At 35.3% G+C, this 17,751-nt stretch carries 15 protein-coding genes; 10 read left to right on the top strand and 5 right to left on the bottom strand.

What is annotated here, in order from left to right:
• Positions 1 to 25 precede the first annotated feature (25 nt).
• Positions 26 to 1,576 (bottom strand): glycosyltransferase, encoded by a 1,551-nt coding sequence (locus tag MKZ24_RS13405; protein WP_042238488.1) that lies wholly within the window; start codon positions 1,574 to 1,576, stop codon positions 26 to 28.
• A 165-nt stretch (positions 1,577 to 1,741) separates the two neighbouring features.
• On the bottom strand, positions 1,742 to 2,401 hold the full coding sequence (locus tag MKZ24_RS13400) for an acetyltransferase (RefSeq protein ID WP_042238490.1): 660 nt from the start codon (positions 2,399 to 2,401) through the stop codon (positions 1,742 to 1,744).
• Positions 2,402 to 2,583: 182 nt separating this feature from the next.
• On the opposite strand from MKZ24_RS13400, the gene MKZ24_RS13395 reads away from it, so the two are divergent.
• The 10 genes from MKZ24_RS13395 to MKZ24_RS13350 all read left to right on the top strand — a co-directional run bounded on the left by MKZ24_RS13395 (position 2,584) and on the right by MKZ24_RS13350 (position 12,706).
• Entirely contained in the window at positions 2,584 to 3,513 is a 930-nt protein-coding gene (locus MKZ24_RS13395) for a glycosyltransferase family protein (RefSeq protein ID WP_042238492.1), read from the top strand.
• A gap of 54 nt (positions 3,514 to 3,567) precedes the next feature.
• A complete protein-coding gene (locus MKZ24_RS13390; RefSeq protein WP_042238493.1) occupies positions 3,568 to 4,263 on the top strand; it encodes an acyltransferase in 696 nt (231 codons plus the stop codon).
• 14 nt (positions 4,264 to 4,277) lie between these two features.
• Positions 4,278 to 5,390 (top strand): DegT/DnrJ/EryC1/StrS family aminotransferase, encoded by a 1,113-nt coding sequence (locus tag MKZ24_RS13385; RefSeq protein WP_042238496.1) that lies wholly within the window; start codon positions 4,278 to 4,280, stop codon positions 5,388 to 5,390.
• The gene (locus tag MKZ24_RS13380) at positions 5,377 to 6,333 is read left to right on the top strand and encodes a Gfo/Idh/MocA family protein (RefSeq protein WP_042238498.1); all 957 of its coding nucleotides are present in this window, start codon (positions 5,377 to 5,379) and stop codon (positions 6,331 to 6,333) included. The genes MKZ24_RS13385 and MKZ24_RS13380 overlap by 14 nt, the downstream gene beginning before the upstream one ends.
• Positions 6,334 to 6,349: 16 nt before the next feature.
• Positions 6,350 to 7,327, top strand: coding sequence for an NAD-dependent epimerase/dehydratase family protein (locus MKZ24_RS13375; protein WP_340783663.1), 978 nt, complete (start codon positions 6,350 to 6,352; stop codon positions 7,325 to 7,327).
• Positions 7,324 to 8,418: a DegT/DnrJ/EryC1/StrS family aminotransferase gene (locus MKZ24_RS13370; protein WP_042238502.1), complete on the top strand. Its 1,095-nt coding sequence runs from the start codon at positions 7,324 to 7,326 to the stop codon at positions 8,416 to 8,418. The genes MKZ24_RS13375 and MKZ24_RS13370 overlap by 4 nt, the downstream gene beginning before the upstream one ends.
• Before the next feature lie 206 nt (positions 8,419 to 8,624).
• Positions 8,625 to 9,287 carry a glycosyltransferase domain-containing protein gene (locus MKZ24_RS13365; RefSeq protein WP_042238505.1) on the top strand — a complete coding sequence of 221 codons (663 nt, stop codon included), beginning with the start codon at positions 8,625 to 8,627 and terminating at the stop codon, positions 9,285 to 9,287.
• A 121-nt stretch (positions 9,288 to 9,408) separates the two neighbouring features.
• Positions 9,409 to 10,356 (top strand): glycosyltransferase, encoded by a 948-nt coding sequence (locus MKZ24_RS13360; RefSeq protein ID WP_042238507.1) that lies wholly within the window; start codon positions 9,409 to 9,411, stop codon positions 10,354 to 10,356.
• A 12-nt stretch (positions 10,357 to 10,368) separates the two neighbouring features.
• Complete coding sequence (locus MKZ24_RS13355; protein WP_340783658.1) at positions 10,369 to 11,691, top strand: UDP-glucose dehydrogenase family protein; 1,323 nt, start codon at positions 10,369 to 10,371, stop codon at positions 11,689 to 11,691.
• Between the two features lies 1 nt (position 11,692).
• The gene (locus tag MKZ24_RS13350; protein ID WP_042238511.1) at positions 11,693 to 12,706 is read left to right on the top strand and encodes a GDP-mannose 4,6-dehydratase; all 1,014 of its coding nucleotides are present in this window, start codon (positions 11,693 to 11,695) and stop codon (positions 12,704 to 12,706) included.
• Positions 12,707 to 12,729: 23 nt separating this feature from the next.
• Here the strand turns inward: MKZ24_RS13350 and MKZ24_RS13345 are convergent, their stop codons facing one another.
• From MKZ24_RS13345 to MKZ24_RS13335, 3 genes are all read right to left on the bottom strand, one after another.
• Complete coding sequence (locus MKZ24_RS13345) at positions 12,730 to 15,282, bottom strand: glycosyltransferase (RefSeq protein ID WP_340783640.1); 2,553 nt, start codon at positions 15,280 to 15,282, stop codon at positions 12,730 to 12,732.
• A gap of 171 nt (positions 15,283 to 15,453) precedes the next feature.
• Positions 15,454 to 16,197 (bottom strand): glycosyltransferase domain-containing protein, encoded by a 744-nt coding sequence (locus MKZ24_RS13340; RefSeq protein ID WP_340783635.1) that lies wholly within the window; start codon positions 16,195 to 16,197, stop codon positions 15,454 to 15,456.
• Positions 16,198 to 16,300: 103 nt separating this feature from the next.
• Positions 16,301 to 17,641 (bottom strand): nucleotide sugar dehydrogenase, encoded by a 1,341-nt coding sequence (locus MKZ24_RS13335; RefSeq protein WP_340783633.1) that lies wholly within the window; start codon positions 17,639 to 17,641, stop codon positions 16,301 to 16,303.
• Between the last annotated feature and the right edge of the window lie 110 nt (positions 17,642 to 17,751).

The following is a 17,751-nucleotide window of genomic DNA, read 5'->3' as shown; positions in this document are numbered from 1 at the left end:
CTCTATTTTTTCTCCCTTTTAAAGACTAAAAGTTCATTCTATATAAGCGATTTCGCATTTTAATAATATCTGGACGTCTTTTTGAAAGACTTAATGAATCAACAATAAAAGTTGAATTAGCAGTTGGAATTAGTTCATGCTTAAACCCCTGTGAATAAGTGCGTTTAAATATTTCTTGTGTTGCCCCACCATATTCATCAACACGCTCACAGAACATGCCAGCTTTTATTAGATCATTTCGGTAAACACAGGAGAAGTTCTCAACAAATCCTTTTATTGTTCCTTTTGTACCAAATAACCATTTTTTAGGCATTAGATTTTTGACAAATTCACTAATAGCATTGGAATGCATACTTATACGCTGATCGCAAAATACTAAAATATCACCACTTGCCTCTATGATCCCTACATTACGAGCTCTAGCTAGCCCATAATCATTTTCCTTTCGGGATGTGTTTCGATATACAACTGGAAAAGAGACTGAACGTGCAAATTCCTCTATTACTGACTGATTTTCACTATTCGGATTGTCATCACAGATAATTAACTCTTTATTAACATAATCTTGGGCAGCAATAGATTGTAAACAATTAAGTATTGTATGATTATATTCATAAATTGTTACAATTACAGAGACTGGGGTTCCAGGAAAAAGGGAACGGTAAAGCTTTTGATAATTGTATGCTCTGCGTTCGTCTGCTTGTTTTGAGCCAATTTGCCAAGCTCTCTCGCGCATAATTAAGAGCTCTTGCTCGTTGCTCAGAAGATTCTCAATAGCATTTGTCAATGAAGCGACATCATTTAATGGAGACTCTAATAATCGCATACAATTCTTTTTGTTAAGTTCTGGCACATGTCCGACTAAACGGGAAAGAATGGGCACCCCAGAGATCATGGCCTCTAATATGGAAACAGGTCCAATCTCACTTTCATCCGAATTACAAACGAATAAGGTAGATTGATAATACAATTGTTGAAGTTCTTCCTTACTCATCTCTTGTCGGTAAGTAACACTTCCAGTTTCTAACACTTTAGTTAAATAGCTTTCATCCGATTTTCGACCAACCAATAAAAGGTTTAGCCCAAGGTTACGGCATGCAACTGCTACTTCAAAAACTCCCTTTTCTTGCTTTATTTCATCGGTAACCATAATCAAATTTTTATTCTTCGTCCACTTGTCATTAAAAGTCCAGAAATTAGTATCCACTGTTAAAGAAATAAACACGCTGCCACGTATTCTTCTTTGCATCGTTTTATTTGAATAGACTACTTTATCAAACATGCTATATTGACTGTTATTTAGATCATCAGGAATATGGTTGGTTAATATTTTTTTCTTTTCTGAAAGCCAGGAATACCTGTTTAATAGCAAAAGCGCAGTATGAGGATGTTGAAAATCAATAATGTCTGCATCCTTACCGTATTTTTCGAATCGCATAAGTTGAGAAGTACTTGGGGTTGTAGGATGTACATCGAAAACTTGGTAATCATAGCGATCCATATAGGGCAATAAACCATTAGCTAGATAATCTATATCTGAACCGATCTGGTCAATTACGCTAACTATTTTCAACAAAATTATATCCCCTCCTTTCCTCCCACTATAAAATAATAAATACTCTTGTTTACTCACTCGTTCTTAGATTTTCCACTCACATCCTCAATTAACTTATGTCTCAAATTTAATCATTGTCACTTCATTTGAAAAAAAAGGCTACTGATTGTATCCCCCCCGGCCACATCAGCGGGTATATCTTAAAAATTTTGCTGGGTTACCAACAACTACATTGTTTTTCGGAACATCACGCAAAACGGCACTATTCATCCCAACAAGTGAAAAATCACCTATGGATACATTTTGTTTTATTGAGCTATTTGTTCCTATATAGCATGATTTACCAATTGCAACAACCCCGGAAATACAAACTCCACCTGCAATACAGGAGTAATCGCCGATAACATCATCGTGACTTATCACTGTATTTGGAAGGATGATTACATGATCACCAATTTTAACATTTGATGTGATCGTGACATTCTGGAAAATAACCGTCCCCCGACCAATATCAGACATGTTTGATATATGGGCAGTAGGATGAATAATAGTTTCGAATTTTTCGATACCGACTTTCGTCTTTGCTATAATAGATTCTTTTTCCCAAAAATTCCGGGGACTTCCTATACCGTTCACAAAAAAATGCGATGAAGGAAGATCTATGGCAGTGGGAAGCGGGCCAAGAATGGGTAACCCCGCAATCCTTTGTCCCCAATGATCTGGGTTATCATCAAGAAATCCGACACATTCATATTTTAATTGAATAGCATTAATGTCATTTATTGTATCCAAAATATCAATACAGTTTCCACCTGTACCTAAGATAACAATGGGTCTGATTGTCATTATTACACCCTCCTTGAAATTCGATTAGTTATATTAATGTATGAGGCATTAAAAATGTGTTTTATCGGAAATTCCATTCATGTCTATGGAATGTTAAACATCCAATGCATACTATAATTTTGAAACTTGTAGATGGATTTTTCATGAGTGGATTGTATTGACTAATTTGAAAGGAGTAGCTTATGGAAAAACTCAAGATATTATATATTAGCCGTGATTTTTCCAAAAAGACGGAAAAACATCCATATTATCTCTCTCAGGCATTGTCTAAGGTAAGCGATTTAGTGCTATGGAGTGAGCCAGGGGATATTCAAAATATCCTGAATCATATCAGGTTTAGGCCGGATTTTATATTGATCAATGATCCGGTCGACAATCGTTCTCCCGTCATCACCGGACTCTCCTCTCTTAATATCCCATTCGGTGTTTTCATGTATGATCTTCATCGACTCGTGCAAGAACGTATCCTTTTTATTGAGCAGAATCAGGTTCCATATATTTTTACACTTTGTCGAGATTACTTTATAAATAGGTATCCCAAATATCTCCAAAGAATGAGGTGGCTGCCTCACTTTGCCAATGAAGAGGTCTTTAAAGATTATGGGTTACCTAAAGACATCGATTGTTTAATGATGGGGGTAGCAAGGCGGTATTATCCGTTAAGAAAAGTCATGTATGATGCTTTAATAGATAAGCCTTTTTTTGTTTATCATCCACACCCTGGTTACGAAAACCAGGATGAAACCAGAAAAAATATTATTATAGGAGAAAAATATGCTAAGGAAATTAATCGAGCAAAATTATTTTTAACATGTGATTCAACTTTCCATTATCCATTAGCAAAGTATTTTGAAGTTCCGGCTTGCAACACTCTTTTGCTTGCGCCCCCCTTACAAGAGCTAGAGGATATAGGATTTATACCGGATGTACACTTTGCCTCTATTAATGAAAAGAATTTCATGGAGAAGATTGAGTTCTATTTAACCCATGATCAAGAACGGGCAAAGATGGCAAATGAGGGTTATAGAATGGTTCATACAAAACATTCAGCGACGGTACGCGCCTTAGAGTTAGTAAATATGATTAAGGGTATCTTAGGTACTCACAATTGATATAAGAAAGTGGAGTTACATTTTTTTAATTTGATACCAAAAAGAGGGATACAAATGATTGATAGATTTAGAGAGAATGCAAATATAGGTGAAATGGTCGTAATTCAGGAGGATGTCGTATTAGGGAAAAACGTTTCTATCGGGCATCATACGGCTATTTTGGGAAATACCCGAATTGGGGATAACGTAACGATAGGATCTCATTGTATTATCGGGGTTTATCCCGGTGGAAATGCAAATATGCGAAAAACGGAGACTACTTTACCTCCACTTGAGATCAAATCTAATGTCAAAATAGGAAATCATGTTTCGATTTACACGGGAACTATAATCTCTGAAGAAGCATTCATCGGGGATCAAGCAAGTATCCGTGAAAAAGTACGGATTGGAGCGAATACTGTCATAGGTCGAGGTGCCATGGTTGAATTAAATACATCCATTGGTTCGCATTGCACCATCCAAACCTTAGCTTATGTTACGGCAGATACTACGATTGAAGATCACGTCTTCATTGGTCCCTGCGTTTCCATGTCCAATGATAAATATATGGGAGCAAAAGAATATACATTGAGAGGTCCTTATATTAAGGAAGGAGCAAAAATAGGCAATAATGCATCATTGTTACCTGCCATCATTATAGGTAAGAATACTGTAGTTGGTGCAGGGGCCGTTGTGACAAAAAATGTGCCGGATTTTGAGACAGTTGTAGGAAACCCGGCAAGAAAAGTACCGGATGAAACTACCTTGTAAAGGAATGAAAACAAATGATACCTCAATTGGATTTGAAGGCGGAATACGAGAGTGTAAAGGATGAGATACAGAAGTCAGTGCATGAAGTTCTGGAAAGTGGATCCTATATTTTAGGGAATAAAGGAAAGCAAATTGAAAAATTGTTATCCGAATACGTAGGGACCTCTTATGGCATTGGGGTTGCGAATGGGACAGATGCACTCCTTCTTTCATTGGAAGCCATGTCTATTGGGGATGGAGATGAAGTCATTACTCCCCCCTTTACCTTCTTTGCCACAGCAGAGGTTATTGCTCGTGTCGGGGCAAAGCCTGTTTTCGTCGATATTGATCCCATAACGTATAATATGAACCCCGCTTTGATTGAACAAGCGATAACAAAAAAAACGAAAGCAATTATGGTTGTACACCTTTTCGGACAATCGGCAGATATGGAAAAGATTATGGAAATAGCCAAAAAATATCGTTTAAAGGTTATTGAGGATGCATGCCAATCCATCGGAGCCACTTTTAATGGAAAAAAAGTAGGATCATTTGGTGATACAGGTTGTTTTTCGTTTTTCCCTTCCAAAAATCTCGGAACATATGGAGATGGAGGTATGGTAGTAACGAGTGATAAGGATTTATATGAAAAAATTAAAGTATTGAGAAATCATGGAAGCGAAAAAAAATATATACATTCTGATATCGGTTTAAACAGCCGGTTAGATGAAATCCAAGCAGCCATATTAGAAGTGAAATTGAAGAGACTAGATGATTGGAATCAAAAAAGGAGAGAAATTGCGAACCGCTACTCAGAAAAGTTGATAGGTTTGGTTAAAACCCCTATTACGGTTAAGAATCGGGAACACGTCTTTCACCAATACAGCATTGAAACAGACAATCGCGACGAATTAGCCTCATACCTAAACCATAGAAAAATTGCTACAGGCATCTATTATCCCCTACCCCTTCATCTTCAACCTGTCTTCCAGGAACTCGATTATCAAAAAGGAGACTTTCCAATAGCAGAAAAGGTTTCGGAAAAAATCCTGGCCCTGCCGATTTATCCAACGTTAAAAGAATACGAACAAGATGATGTAATATCCTCAATTAAAGAATTTAAGGGTGATAGTAATGGAATTAATTAATATTGGGGTAGCCGGAGTCGGAATTATGGGCATGAATCATTGCCGGACCCTGGATAAGATGAAAAATGTCCATTTTGTTGGTGTTTATGATAACGATATGAAACGGTGCCTGAAAATAGCTAATGAGTACGATGTTTTTCCTTTTGCGTCATTTAGTGAATTATTAAAAAAAGTGGATGCAGTCATCATTTCTGTTCCAACCAGTTTACATTTCACTTTCATCCAACAGGCATTGCAGGAAGGAAAACATGTTTTGGTTGAGAAACCATTCGTCAGTTCGATGAAAGAGGTGGAACAAATCAAACCATTAATCAAGGCTAAGAATGTCATTGTTCAGGTAGGACATGTGGAAAGATTCAATCCGGTAATTCAACAGCTAAACAAAATTATCAATCGCCCCAAAATGATTTCCATTGAAACGAGGCGATTAGGGTCCCTCAACCGAGTGATAGACATAGATGTTATTTTCGACCTTATGATCCATGACATTGATATTGTCTTAAGTTTGGTCGGAAGTCCGATTCAAAGCCTTTCTGCGGTAGGTTATAGCCTGACGGAATCTGGGCAGATGGATGTGGCTAATGCTGTGCTTACTTTCAAAAATGGGGTCATAGCAAATCTGGTAGCCAACCGCTTATCCCAGGAAAAAGTAAGGACGTTGACAATCACCGAAAGAGATCGGTTGATCAAATCTGACTATATGACCAAAGAGTTATTTATCTATCAAAAAGTGGATTCTGTTATAGAAAAAAATCTATCCTACCGACAAGAAAGTATAGTTGAAAAGATCATCGTTCCCAACACTGAACCCCTTTTGGCTGAAATCGATCATTTTGTACAATCCATTCGAATGAAGCATTGTTCCATTGTAGGACCTGAAGAAGCATCCAAAGCCTTGGAAGTCGCACAGATGATTAGAGCATACATCGAGGGGAACAAGTAACAAGTGGAGGTGGACTATGAGGCCTAAAATAAAAAATAGCACGATATTAGTTACCGGCGGTGCGGGATTTATAGGGAGTCACTTGGTAGAACAATTAATGATGAATGAAGCGAAACAAATCATAGTTGTTGACAATATGTTTTTAGGAAACAGAGAAAACTTATCAGACGCATTGTCCAAGGGAATGGTCTTATATGTAGATGATGCTGAATTAAAAGGCTCTCTGGAATATATAATTGAAAAACATAAGATTGATATTGTTTTCAACTGTGCCACCAAGGCATTGAATTATTCCTTTATCAATCCATCGAATGCCTATATGACAAATGTGATCGTTTTAAATAATCTGCTTGAGTTACAGAGAAAAGGAGCATTTAAAACACTCTGTCACTTTTCATCATCTGAGGTTTATGGCAGCGCACAATATGAGCCGATGGATGAACAGCATCCGATACTTCCAACTACGGCCTATGCTGCAGGCAAGGCCGCTGCTGACACCATGTTACACAGTTATGTTAACATGTTCGGTCTGGATGCGTTTATCGTCAGACCCTTTAATAATTATGGTCCTAGGCAAAATTATGAAGGCCCTCTATCAGGAGTGATTCCTGCAACGATTATGAAATTGTTAAATGGTGATGCTCCGGAAATCCATGGAACCGGTCTACAAAGTAGAGACTATATTTATGTAGTAGATACAATCGATTCTATAATCAAGGTTTATGATGTGATTAAACGTGGAGATTGTGTAAATATTGCAGCCGGTAATCACATTTCCATTAAAGACATTATCTTAAAAATATCAAAAATCCTCAATTATAAAGGTCCTATATTATATAAAGATTGTCGAGCGGCAGATGTAGCCTGTCATCATGCAGGCAATCAAAAGATCAAGTCGATGATTGATTTTAATGTAGTGGATTTTGATGAAGGGTTATTAAAAACGGTGCGATGGTATAAAGAAATATATAACAAGAGGAATGTTCTTAAATGATAAAATTAATAAAACCTTATATTACCTTTCAAGAAGTTGAAGAAGATTTCAAAAGAATATTTGAATCTGGAACTTTTACCAAAGGAGAATATGCAAACAAATTCTTACAGGAAATAAAAACTTATATAGGAGTCGATCATGCCTTCCTGACCACCTCTGCGACTACAGCATTGACAATGTGCTTAAAATCACTCGGAATAGGATTGGGAGACGAGGTGATCGTATCCGACTTTTCTTTTCCGGCAACCGTAAATGTTGTAGAGGATATCGGAGCGATGCCAATTTTTGCGGATGTGGATCAGGATACTTTCAATATGAAACCGGAAGAACTAGAAAGGAAAATAACCAAAAAAACAAAAGCAGTCATATTCGTGGATGCGTTCGGAAACCCAAGCGGAATATCTAAAATAAAAGGGATATGTGAAAAACATCAAATACCGTTGATTGAAGATGCTGCTTGTGCCATCGGGAGCAGTGAAAATGGAGTCAAAGTAGGTACAATCGCAGATCTTACCTGTTTTAGTTTTCATCCCCGGAAATTGCTTACGACTGGCGAAGGAGGAGTGATTACAACCAATAAGAAAGAAATCGCGGAAATTATGAGTGTTAAATTAAACCATGGAGCGATTGTCCGAGATGGAATGGCTGACTTCATTAATTATGGATATAATTACAGACTATCGGAGCTTCAGGCAGCAATGGGAATACAACAATTAATTAAATTAGAATCAATTGTGAAAAGTAGGAACTGTATAGCTGACGAGTATAAAAAGAGACTCCATCTTTTAGGTTTTAAAAGGCAAAATTCACTGGACAATGTGATTCATAATATTCAATCCCTCGTTTTTAGGGTTCCCGAAGGGATGAATAGAGATCATTTAATCGCTTATTTAACGGAAAATGGAATTGAATCCACAATAGGAACGTATTGCCTGAGCAACACAACTTATTATAAGAACAAGTATAATAGTGTTCAGCCAATTGCAAAATATCTTGAAAAAAATACCGTAACTCTTCCTTGTTATGATAACGTGGATCACAAATATATTAGCAACATAATAGAAAAATATGTGAGGACTCTCGAGGATTAAGCAGTCCAATGGGATGGCTGCCGATTTCTTCTATTTGAAAACACCCGTCAAGGCTAAATGAACGCTTCGTGGCCTTGACGGGTTTACGGTCCCGGACAACTACTCCAGCTATTTTCGGACAACCCGCCCCATCCTCTTTTGGACATTATGTGATACGTAAGTTATCTTAAGCGATCATTCGCTAATAGACTTGAGGAGGGCATACTATGAAGGTAGTTGTTTATACTTCATTATTTGGTGATCATGATTCCGTTAAAGAACCCTTATGTATAGATAAAAGTGTGGATTATATTCTGTTTACGGATGACCCGAGCATAAAGTCTGAAAAATGGACGATTAAAGTATTGGAAAACCAATTTGAAAGCCCAAGAAAAATGGCTCGTTTAATCAAATTGTTATCTCATAAATTTCTACCAGAACATGACCTAAGCATTTATTTGGATGCAAATTTCAAATTAAAAGCAAAAGATATTTATGAGATGATAGTGGAATGTCTAGAGGGCCAAGATATTGCCTTATACAAGCATCCAAGACGAAGCTGCACCTATCAAGAATTAGAACACTGTTTAAAAGTCAACAAAGTAAGCACCGAAATTGCGGACCGTGTAAAAATAAAGTATCTAAATGAAGGATTTCCTCGTGATTATGGATTATTTGAGAGTGGATTTATTATTAGAAAAAACACGGAAAAAATAAACCAGTTGAATGAACTTTGGTGGAACGAAATCGCTACTGGAAGCGAACGAGATCAGTGTTCTCTAGTGTATTGTCTGTGGAAATTGGGAATCACTGCAAATGAAATCAAAATTGGCCAACAAATTCGTATAAATCCCTATATCATTGGGTATAAACATAAAAATAATTCATAAAAAAACCTTTTGTTTCAAAAAATTCTTGAATATATTTTGCAGACCGTTTAGGCATTTTAATTAAGCATAACAAAATTTAACGCATATTATTATATAAGACTATTTTGGGAGGGGAGTAAAAGTGGGAATAAATCCGATTAAGATAACATTCATCCCAAAAAGAAGGCCTTTTATAAAAAATGCCACATCAAGACTTCGGGCTTTATATCTAATAGATCATCTTCAAAAGTTATTTCCCAACAAGTATATAGCTAATCTTGATGATCCGGAGAATGCTGACATTATTGTTGTGAATCAAACCGCTTCACAAGAAAATTTAATAAAAATTCTAGATCAAAAAAAGAAACGAAAGGTTTTTCTCATCTATGATGTGGTAGGGCGGCAGTACGATGATGCCAGAGAATCATTTAACCAAGTTGCGCAGCAAGCTGATTTAATTACTGTTGCAAATGAAACTCAAAAAGCGCGGATAGAGGAATTGAAGCTAGGTAAACCTTGTTGCATTTTGAATGATGGTATCGATTATGTTGAACAATTGAACCCTTCCCTTTCACCGTTTAACGGAAAAGTAGTTTGGTTTGGTAATCACCAACTAGGTAATTTAGAATCAGCCATGTGGGCAATTGATTATATATCCGCGCAACCTAAATATTCAATAGGTGTTATAGGCAATAAAGACATTAAATTAGACAATGTTGAGTTAATAGAATGGAAATATGAAGGATTTATTAATAATCTAAAACGCTATAGTCTATGCTTTTTGTCTCACGATAGTTTGGAAAAACAAAAGAGCAATAACAGATTGCTAGTGACGATTGCAAATGGTATTCCCACAATTGTATCAAATTCTGCTGCTTATTCTGAGTTACTTCGTAAGTTCAAGTTAGATTATGCCATTGTCAATAATGAAAATGAATTACAAAAGGCTCTTTCCATCCTTAGTGATGAGGAACAAAGACAAAAGTATTTAAGTGAGATACAGCCTTATATTTTAGAGAACTACAATTATAATGCTGTAGCAAAAAGGTTTGATCAGATATTAAATCTCTACTACTTAAAAGGTATATAAGAGGTGTAATTAATGTCCAGAATTGCCGTAGTAGGTACAGGTTATGTTGGTTTAGTGTCGGGAGCAATCCTGTCAGACTTTGGCCATAAAGTTACATGTGTTGATATTGATCAAAACAAAATTGCTCGTTTAAAACAAGGGATTATGCCCATATATGAGCCAGAATTAGAAACAATGGTCGAAAAAAATTATTATTATAAACGACTATATTTTACAACTAATATCCAGGATGCTGTAGAAAAAAATGACATTATCATCATTGCGGTTGGAACACCGCCAGCAGATGACGGAAGTGCTGATCTTCAATATGTTCTTACTGTTGCCGAGAGTATAGCGACTTACATGAATGGATATAAGGTGATTGTCAATAAGTCGACTGTACCCGTAGGAACAGGACAAAAAGTCAAGTCACTGGTGCAAGATGCTCTAAACGAAAGAGGGGTAGACTATACTTTCGACGTGGTTTCAAACCCTGAATTTTTAAGAGAGGGCTCTGCAGTTAGAGACTTTACTCATCCCGATAGAGTAGTTATCGGTGCTGAGAATGAAAAAGCTATCAATCTAATGAAAGACGTATATCGAGTCCTATATATCAATGAAACTCCTTTTGTCATCACGAACATTGAAACGGCAGAAATCATTAAGTACGCATCAAATGCCTTTCTTGCCATGAAAATCACCTTTATTAATGAAGTAGCTAATCTTTGTGAAAAGGTGGGGGCTGACGTTCAAAAAGTAGCTAAAGCAATGGGAAAGGACGGACGCATCTCCCCCAAATTTTTACATGCAGGTCCTGGTTATGGAGGAAGCTGTTTTCCAAAGGATACCAGATCTCTCGTCAAAATTGCCCAAGATAGCGGTGAACCTCTCTCTTTAATAGAAGCTACTATAAAAGCTAATGAAAGACAAAAACTTAGAATGGTAGATAAGATCGTGGATGCTCTGGGTGAAGTTGAGGGGAAAACTATAGCGGTTCTAGGGATTACTTTTAAACCTAATACAGATGATATGAGGGAAGCACCTTCATTAGTCATCTTACCAGAATTAGTGAAGTATGGCATAAAGCTAAAGGTATATGATCCAAAAGGACGTGAAGAAGGTACATGGCGTCTTCATGATATAAAAGATAACCTGATTTGGTGTGAAGAAACTTACGAGGCTATTACAAATACGGATGCTACTTTGATTCTCACTGAATGGAATGAATTCAGAAACCTGGATTTTGATAAATATGATGAACTGAATAGTGGAAAGTATTTCTTTGATTTTAGAAATATTTACGATAAACAAGAATTAACCGGAAAAGGATTTAAATACTATGGTGTAGGTGTGTAAAATGAATTTAAAACCTGTGGATAGCACAAAAACATATCTTGTTACAGGTGCAGCCGGCTTTATTGGTATGCACCTTTCCCAAAAGTTATTGAGCATGGGTTGCAAAGTAATAGGATACGACAACATGAACGATTATTATGACGTGAACCTTAAACTTAGCCGTTTAAACATATTGAAGAAATTTGATCATTTCACTTTCCATAAAGCAGATTTAATTGACAGGGACTATCTTGAAAACTTGTTTTCAAAAAACAATATTGATATAGTAATCAACCTGGCGGCACAAGCAGGTGTAAGATATAGCATTGAGAACCCACATGTTTATATACAATCCAATATTGTGGGATTCTTCAATGTTCTCGAGATGTGTAGACACCACAAAGTAAGCCACCTGCTTTATGCTTCCTCAAGTTCTGTGTATGGTTCTAATCAAAAGATACCATTTTCAACAGAAGACATGGTTGATCAACCCGTTAGTTTATATGCAGCTACAAAAAAGTCTAATGAACTAATGGCACATGCTTATAGTCACCTTTATAAAATACCTGCAACCGGATTGCGTTTCTTCACAGTTTATGGTCCGTATGGAAGACCTGATATGGCATATTACTCTTTTACAAAGGCTATTATTGAAGATAAAATGATAAAAGTATTTAATAATGGAGATATGTACCGGGATTTTACTTATATTGATGATATTATTGAAGGTGTCACTAGACTTATAGAAAACTCTCCTGCAATAGTTAATAAAACCTTACCCTACAAGGTTTATAATATTGGGAATAATAAACCTGAAAGACTAATAGATTTAATTCAAGCGATTGAATATTCAACTGGTAAAAAAGCGATTAAAGAATATTATCCAATGCAAGCTGGGGATGTGTACCAAACCTATGCTGACATAAAAAATTTATTTGAAGATGTAGGCTTTAAACCAAATACATCCATTGACGACGGTATCAACAAATTTATAACCTGGTATAATCAATATTACAATCAAGTGGACATGAATTAGGGAATTGACTTATGTGTATTCTGTCAATTCCCTTTTTCTTTATTATTTAACATATGATCGAAAAACTGATACAGCGAAAGACTTGCTTTTTCTATCGAATAATTTTTAGCAGTTTCTATTCCATTGAAGAAAAATTTATTTCTTATGCTTTTATTTTCTACTAAATAACTTATAAAATGAATAACCTCTTCATTATTAGCAGTATCCACTAAAAAACTGTTGTATCCATGTACCGCATATTCATATATTCCTCCTATCTTTGGAAGGATAGTAGAGCACCCCATTGCCATTGCCTCTAATCCTGAACGTCCAAAAGCTTGATAAGTTGATAAATCAATAAAAATATTGGAGTCTTGTAAAAGCTCTGCAACTTGTTCCCTATGGAGTATCCCCTGATTTTTAAAATCAAAATTCAAAGGAACATTTAAAGAGTTCAATTCATTATCAGAGCAACCAAATATAGAAATTTCTATTTTTGAATTATATTTTTCTTTTATCGCTTTCAACACATTCATTGTTTCTTTAGGCGATCTTCGAGGAGTTTTTGGCCTGACCATTGCCACAATATGAACAACATCTTTTTTACTATTATTTATTGTCACTGCAGGTTTAAAAAGCATGTTGTCTAAACTCGGAGCAATTTTATAAACCTCAATTCCATGATTTTCTTTTATTATATTACGGATCCAATTCGTTTTGGCAAAAGCATTATTATTTAGAATTAATGTATAAGATTCTATCGCTTCTTTATACCAATGATGATCTTTATCAAACATCAATGGTTCATAATCTTGTATATAGTAGGAGGGTTTTATATAGGGGTGACATTCGATGATGTTTTTTAACATTTTCACCGTTGTAAATACGGTAGCTACTACGATGTCAAAGTGTTGAGAAAGGCGAATTAATTCATCTTTATTTTTATAATAAACACAAAATTCATCAACATTTAAGTATTTTTCGGAAAATGGAATCTTATGGTTAAGATTGTTGGCTATTTTTGCATTTATATTCAATGTACGAAGTCCCATTGTTTCCTGTACAACTGAGTGTGATCCCCCATCTCCTCCTTTTGTTGGCAAAATAAATAAAATCGAGATATTACTTCTTTTAAACTTTTCACCGTTTTCTATCGCATTTTCAACTTTTTCCCTCAAAGTGTTTAGTTCCTTATTTTCTTTTAAAACTGTCATACAATCTCTTATTTTTTTACTGGAATACTTTCTGCAAATTAGCTTATCTGCTTGTTTTTTCAACAATTTTTTTTGGTCACTCGTGTAACTACTAGATTTATAATGATACAAGTAACAATCATCGGCTACTTTTAGTTTGAAGCCAGCATTTTTTGCTCGGATACAATAATCATTTTCTTCGCCATATCCTTCTGAAAAAGTCTCCTGATCAAAATAACCAATTTTATCTATAACCTCTCTTTTAACCATTAAACAAAATCCATTTAAAAGTGGAACTTCTGGATAACATTTATCGGACTGGTTTTCCACTACATTTGACATTTGTTCCAAGTTCATTTTTTCTGGGAGTGAATTTATTGCCCAATCATTTTGATCAAACAATTTTGGTACGGATTGCCAAGAAGCTGCATTGGAAAGAGGACCTGCTATACCTACAGCCTTCTCAGATTCCATACATGCAATTAGCTTTTCTAACCAGCGAAGTGTAACGATTGTATCACTATTAAGTAACACACAATATTTAGAAGAGGATGCCAGCAACCCTATATTAGCGGCAATTGTATATCCTTGTGCATAATCATTTCTAATAAGCTTACAATTATAGACTTCAGCATATGCCCTTAAAAATCTACTTGTTTCCTTGTTACTGCCATCATCAACTATAATAATATTAAAGCTTAATGTTCTCTTAGCAATTAATGACTCGAGACATACTTTTACTTCCTCTAAAGCATTATGCACACAAATGATTACATCAATTTCTTCAATATTAGTTTCATTACGTTCATCATTACTTATTAGATTTTGCTTATTCAGTCTGTCTTCTTCTAAAATCAAACTTATTAAGCCCGGTTTTTTTTCAGTCATTCCATTATTCATATTTTCGTAAATTTGTCTCTTTGTTCTAGCATAATCCCAAATTCTAACATTAGTAATTTCACCAATAAAAAAACCGTAATTACTCAGACCCCCGATTATCCCTGAAGCAAAAACATTTGTTTTCAGGCTTTTCAAACCCATTTTTCTAATCTCACCATTAATAAAAAGATATGGGGTTTTATCACGATAAACAATTGCAATGTGAGTCCAGTCAGTAATCCTTGTTTCATATACTAAAGTAGCTGGCAGATGATTTGCTGTATGTTCAAAAACTGAAATACCATTCGTCCCTACTGACACTCCTGTTCCAGCAGACTCATTATCGCCCCCATAACCAGCTGCAATAACATACCTTTGATCTGAAATACCTGAAGCACCTATAACTGACTCTTTTCTAATTTGATGAGTTGCTTCAGGCTTAACCCAGAATTCATATGTGAAGTTATTCATTACTTCCTTAAATATGGATTGAATGGTTAATGTATCGCTACCACCGAACCTCATTTTATTATCACCCTTTTTCTTTGACCATTAGCATTGCATCGAGCTGTCCATGCAAGTAACTGTCACTTTCGCTTAGAGAGCCCCCTCCCCGGCTGGCTCTCACTTATTAACTCAATGGCTCTATCCCACCGAAATATTCATTCTTCGTGACTTTAATACTTCGTATTGACATTAGATCAAAGATTTTTTTCGATTTGTCTCATGGTCGTGAATTCTCCATTTGAAGTATTTATTATCCCTAATGTAATCATCGAGAATAGAAAAAGGGGTATTATACTTCCAAGCGATATAATTAAAGCTCATCTGATCTCTTTTACTGAAGTTTTCAACTTCATTCCACCAAGCGTCCATTGTTTCTATAATTTTTGGATCATTGTGTCTCCTTAGAATTACTCCAGTAGAAATAAGGCCATTATTTTCTGGATATCTCTCTTTTTCATATTTTTCAGCTTGGGCAAGAATGACATTTTTGTCATCTTTGTTTCTCCGTATGCAAACTTCTGCCTCTTTATATATGCAGTTTCTTCCATCAGAGTGCCTAAAAAAGACAAGTGAAGATTCCTTCAAATAATTTTGCAGCAACTCGTGTAGATCTCCAACGATAGTAATATTTGCATCTACCCATACACTGTAGTTATAGTCTTGAAAAAACAAGTGAGGTTGTATTTTTACATATCTTGCCTTTCTTGTCGAATCAAGATTCTCACGCGGGAAGGGTATTATCTTCCAAAAATTTGATTTTATATCCGGATTATCAGTGAAGCATACATAATCAAATTTATCGGATTTATACTGGGGTTCATAAAGATTGTCATAATTAGCTGTGATAGCAGTATAAACGACAACTTTATTTTTATTAATTTGACCGACTGAAGTACCTACTTCAGATTGATATATTATTTTGTTTTGCTCCATTAGTAAATACCTCCAGTATGTTTGCTAATCTAAACGTGTACCACTTACACAGCGTCTGCTAACGCAAAAGTCTGAGCCAGGTACCTGTTATGCTGAATGAAGCTCAGCAACCTGGATGAGAATCTCCGATCCTTACAATGTTAGGTTTATCTATATTTTTAAAGGCATTTCTTGTATCCATAATTAAGTTGGAATTTTCCGAAATCTCGTGGTAGTTATAAACATTATGGTTTGTTAATAAGATAGTACAATCAAAATTACGAAGATTTTGATGATCCAATTCAATGGAATGTACAATATTTCCTTCATTATCTGTAAACTGGGTTGCATAAGGATCATTGTATTCAACTATAGCGCCCATTTCTTTTAATGTATGATAGATCGAAAGACTAGGAGATTCCCGTAAATCATCAATATTCGGCTTATACGCCATGCCTAGTAATAATATTTTAGAGTTTCTGACAGATTTATTAACCTTATTAAGCGCTATTTCAACCTTATTTAACACATACTCCGGCATATAATGATTTATTTCATGTGCTAATTCAATGAAACGGCTATAAAAGTTTAATTCTCTTGCTTTCCATGATAAGTACATAGGGTCAAGAGGAATGCAGTGTCCTCCAACACCAGGGCCAGGAGAAAAGGGCATAAAACCAAAGGGTTTTGTACTCGCCGCTTTAATTACTTCCCATATATTTATTTCTAATTTTTCGCATAACATGGCCATTTCATTAATGAATGCAATATTCACACTGCGAAATGTATTTTCTAAAAGCTTACTCATTTCGGCTATCTTAGGGGAAGAAACAGTCACAAGTGATTGAATGGCATCCTTATATAACAAGGTTGCTATTTCAGTACAGAATTTTGTTTTTCCTCCAATTACTTTTGGTATGTTTTTTGTATTATATTTTCCATTACCAGGATCTACTCTTTCTGGGGAAAAACAAAGAAAATAATCCTCGCCAGCTTTATATCCTTTTTGGGTCAATTCATATTCGATCAATTCCTCTGTTGTACCCGGATAAGTAGTACTTTCTAAAATAATGAGTAATTCTTTATGCATATATTGTTTTACTTCTTCAACTACTGATTTTATATACGACATATCCGGGATGTTATCCTTTGTTAAAGGAGTAGGAACACAAATGTTAATAGAATCTAAAGATGAAATTACTGAAAAATCATTTGTAGGAATAAATTTTTTACTGTTTATCACTTCGTGTAAATCTTCTTTATTTACTCCTGACATATAGAAATCCATGTTCTTTAATCTACTGATTTTTTCTACATTAATATCAATTCCATAAACTTGGTAACCTTTTTTTGATAATTCAATTGCTAAAGGCATCCCTACATAGCCAAGTCCAATTACGCCAACTTTAGCCTTTAGAGAAATTAATTTTTCTTTTAAATTAGAATATGGTGAGTTCTTCTCCAATTCTAAAACCTTCCTTCTTTCTACTTTTCACTTATAATTACATTATTTTTTAGTTAAAATGGATTGAATGGATTGCGTGATATAACAAGCATATTGTAACTAGCATAACG

Origin of the sequence: Paenibacillus sp. FSL R7-0297, from assembly GCF_038009025.1 — a bacterium.
Taxonomy (GTDB): domain Bacteria; phylum Bacillota; class Bacilli; order Paenibacillales; family Paenibacillaceae; genus Paenibacillus_AQ.
The sequence above is the reverse complement of the archived record's forward strand: the minus strand, read 5'-3'. Positions and strand labels throughout refer to the sequence as shown.

Bases quoted from the DNA above. Each gene is read 5' to 3' on its own strand.
- MKZ24_RS13400 (WP_042238490.1), bottom strand. From the start codon at position 2,401: ATGACAATCAGACCCATTGTTATCTTAGGTACAGGTGGAAACTGTATT.
- MKZ24_RS13395 (WP_042238492.1), top strand. From the start codon at position 2,584: ATGGAAAAACTCAAGATATTATATATTAGCCGTGATTTTTCCAAAAAG.
- MKZ24_RS13390 (WP_042238493.1), top strand. From the start codon at position 3,568: ATGATTGATAGATTTAGAGAGAATGCAAATATAGGTGAAATGGTCGTA.
- MKZ24_RS13385 (WP_042238496.1), top strand. From the start codon at position 4,278: ATGATACCTCAATTGGATTTGAAGGCGGAATACGAGAGTGTAAAGGAT.
- MKZ24_RS13380 (WP_042238498.1), top strand. From the start codon at position 5,377: ATGGAATTAATTAATATTGGGGTAGCCGGAGTCGGAATTATGGGCATG.
- MKZ24_RS13375 (WP_340783663.1), top strand. From the start codon at position 6,350: ATGAGGCCTAAAATAAAAAATAGCACGATATTAGTTACCGGCGGTGCG.
- MKZ24_RS13370 (WP_042238502.1), top strand. From the start codon at position 7,324: ATGATAAAATTAATAAAACCTTATATTACCTTTCAAGAAGTTGAAGAA.
- MKZ24_RS13365 (WP_042238505.1), top strand. From the start codon at position 8,625: ATGAAGGTAGTTGTTTATACTTCATTATTTGGTGATCATGATTCCGTT.
- MKZ24_RS13355 (WP_340783658.1), top strand. From the start codon at position 10,369: ATGTCCAGAATTGCCGTAGTAGGTACAGGTTATGTTGGTTTAGTGTCG.
- MKZ24_RS13350 (WP_042238511.1), top strand. From the start codon at position 11,693: ATGAATTTAAAACCTGTGGATAGCACAAAAACATATCTTGTTACAGGT.
- MKZ24_RS13345 (WP_340783640.1), bottom strand. From the start codon at position 15,282: ATGAGGTTCGGTGGTAGCGATACATTAACCATTCAATCCATATTTAAG.
- MKZ24_RS13340 (WP_340783635.1), bottom strand. From the start codon at position 16,197: ATGGAGCAAAACAAAATAATATATCAATCTGAAGTAGGTACTTCAGTC.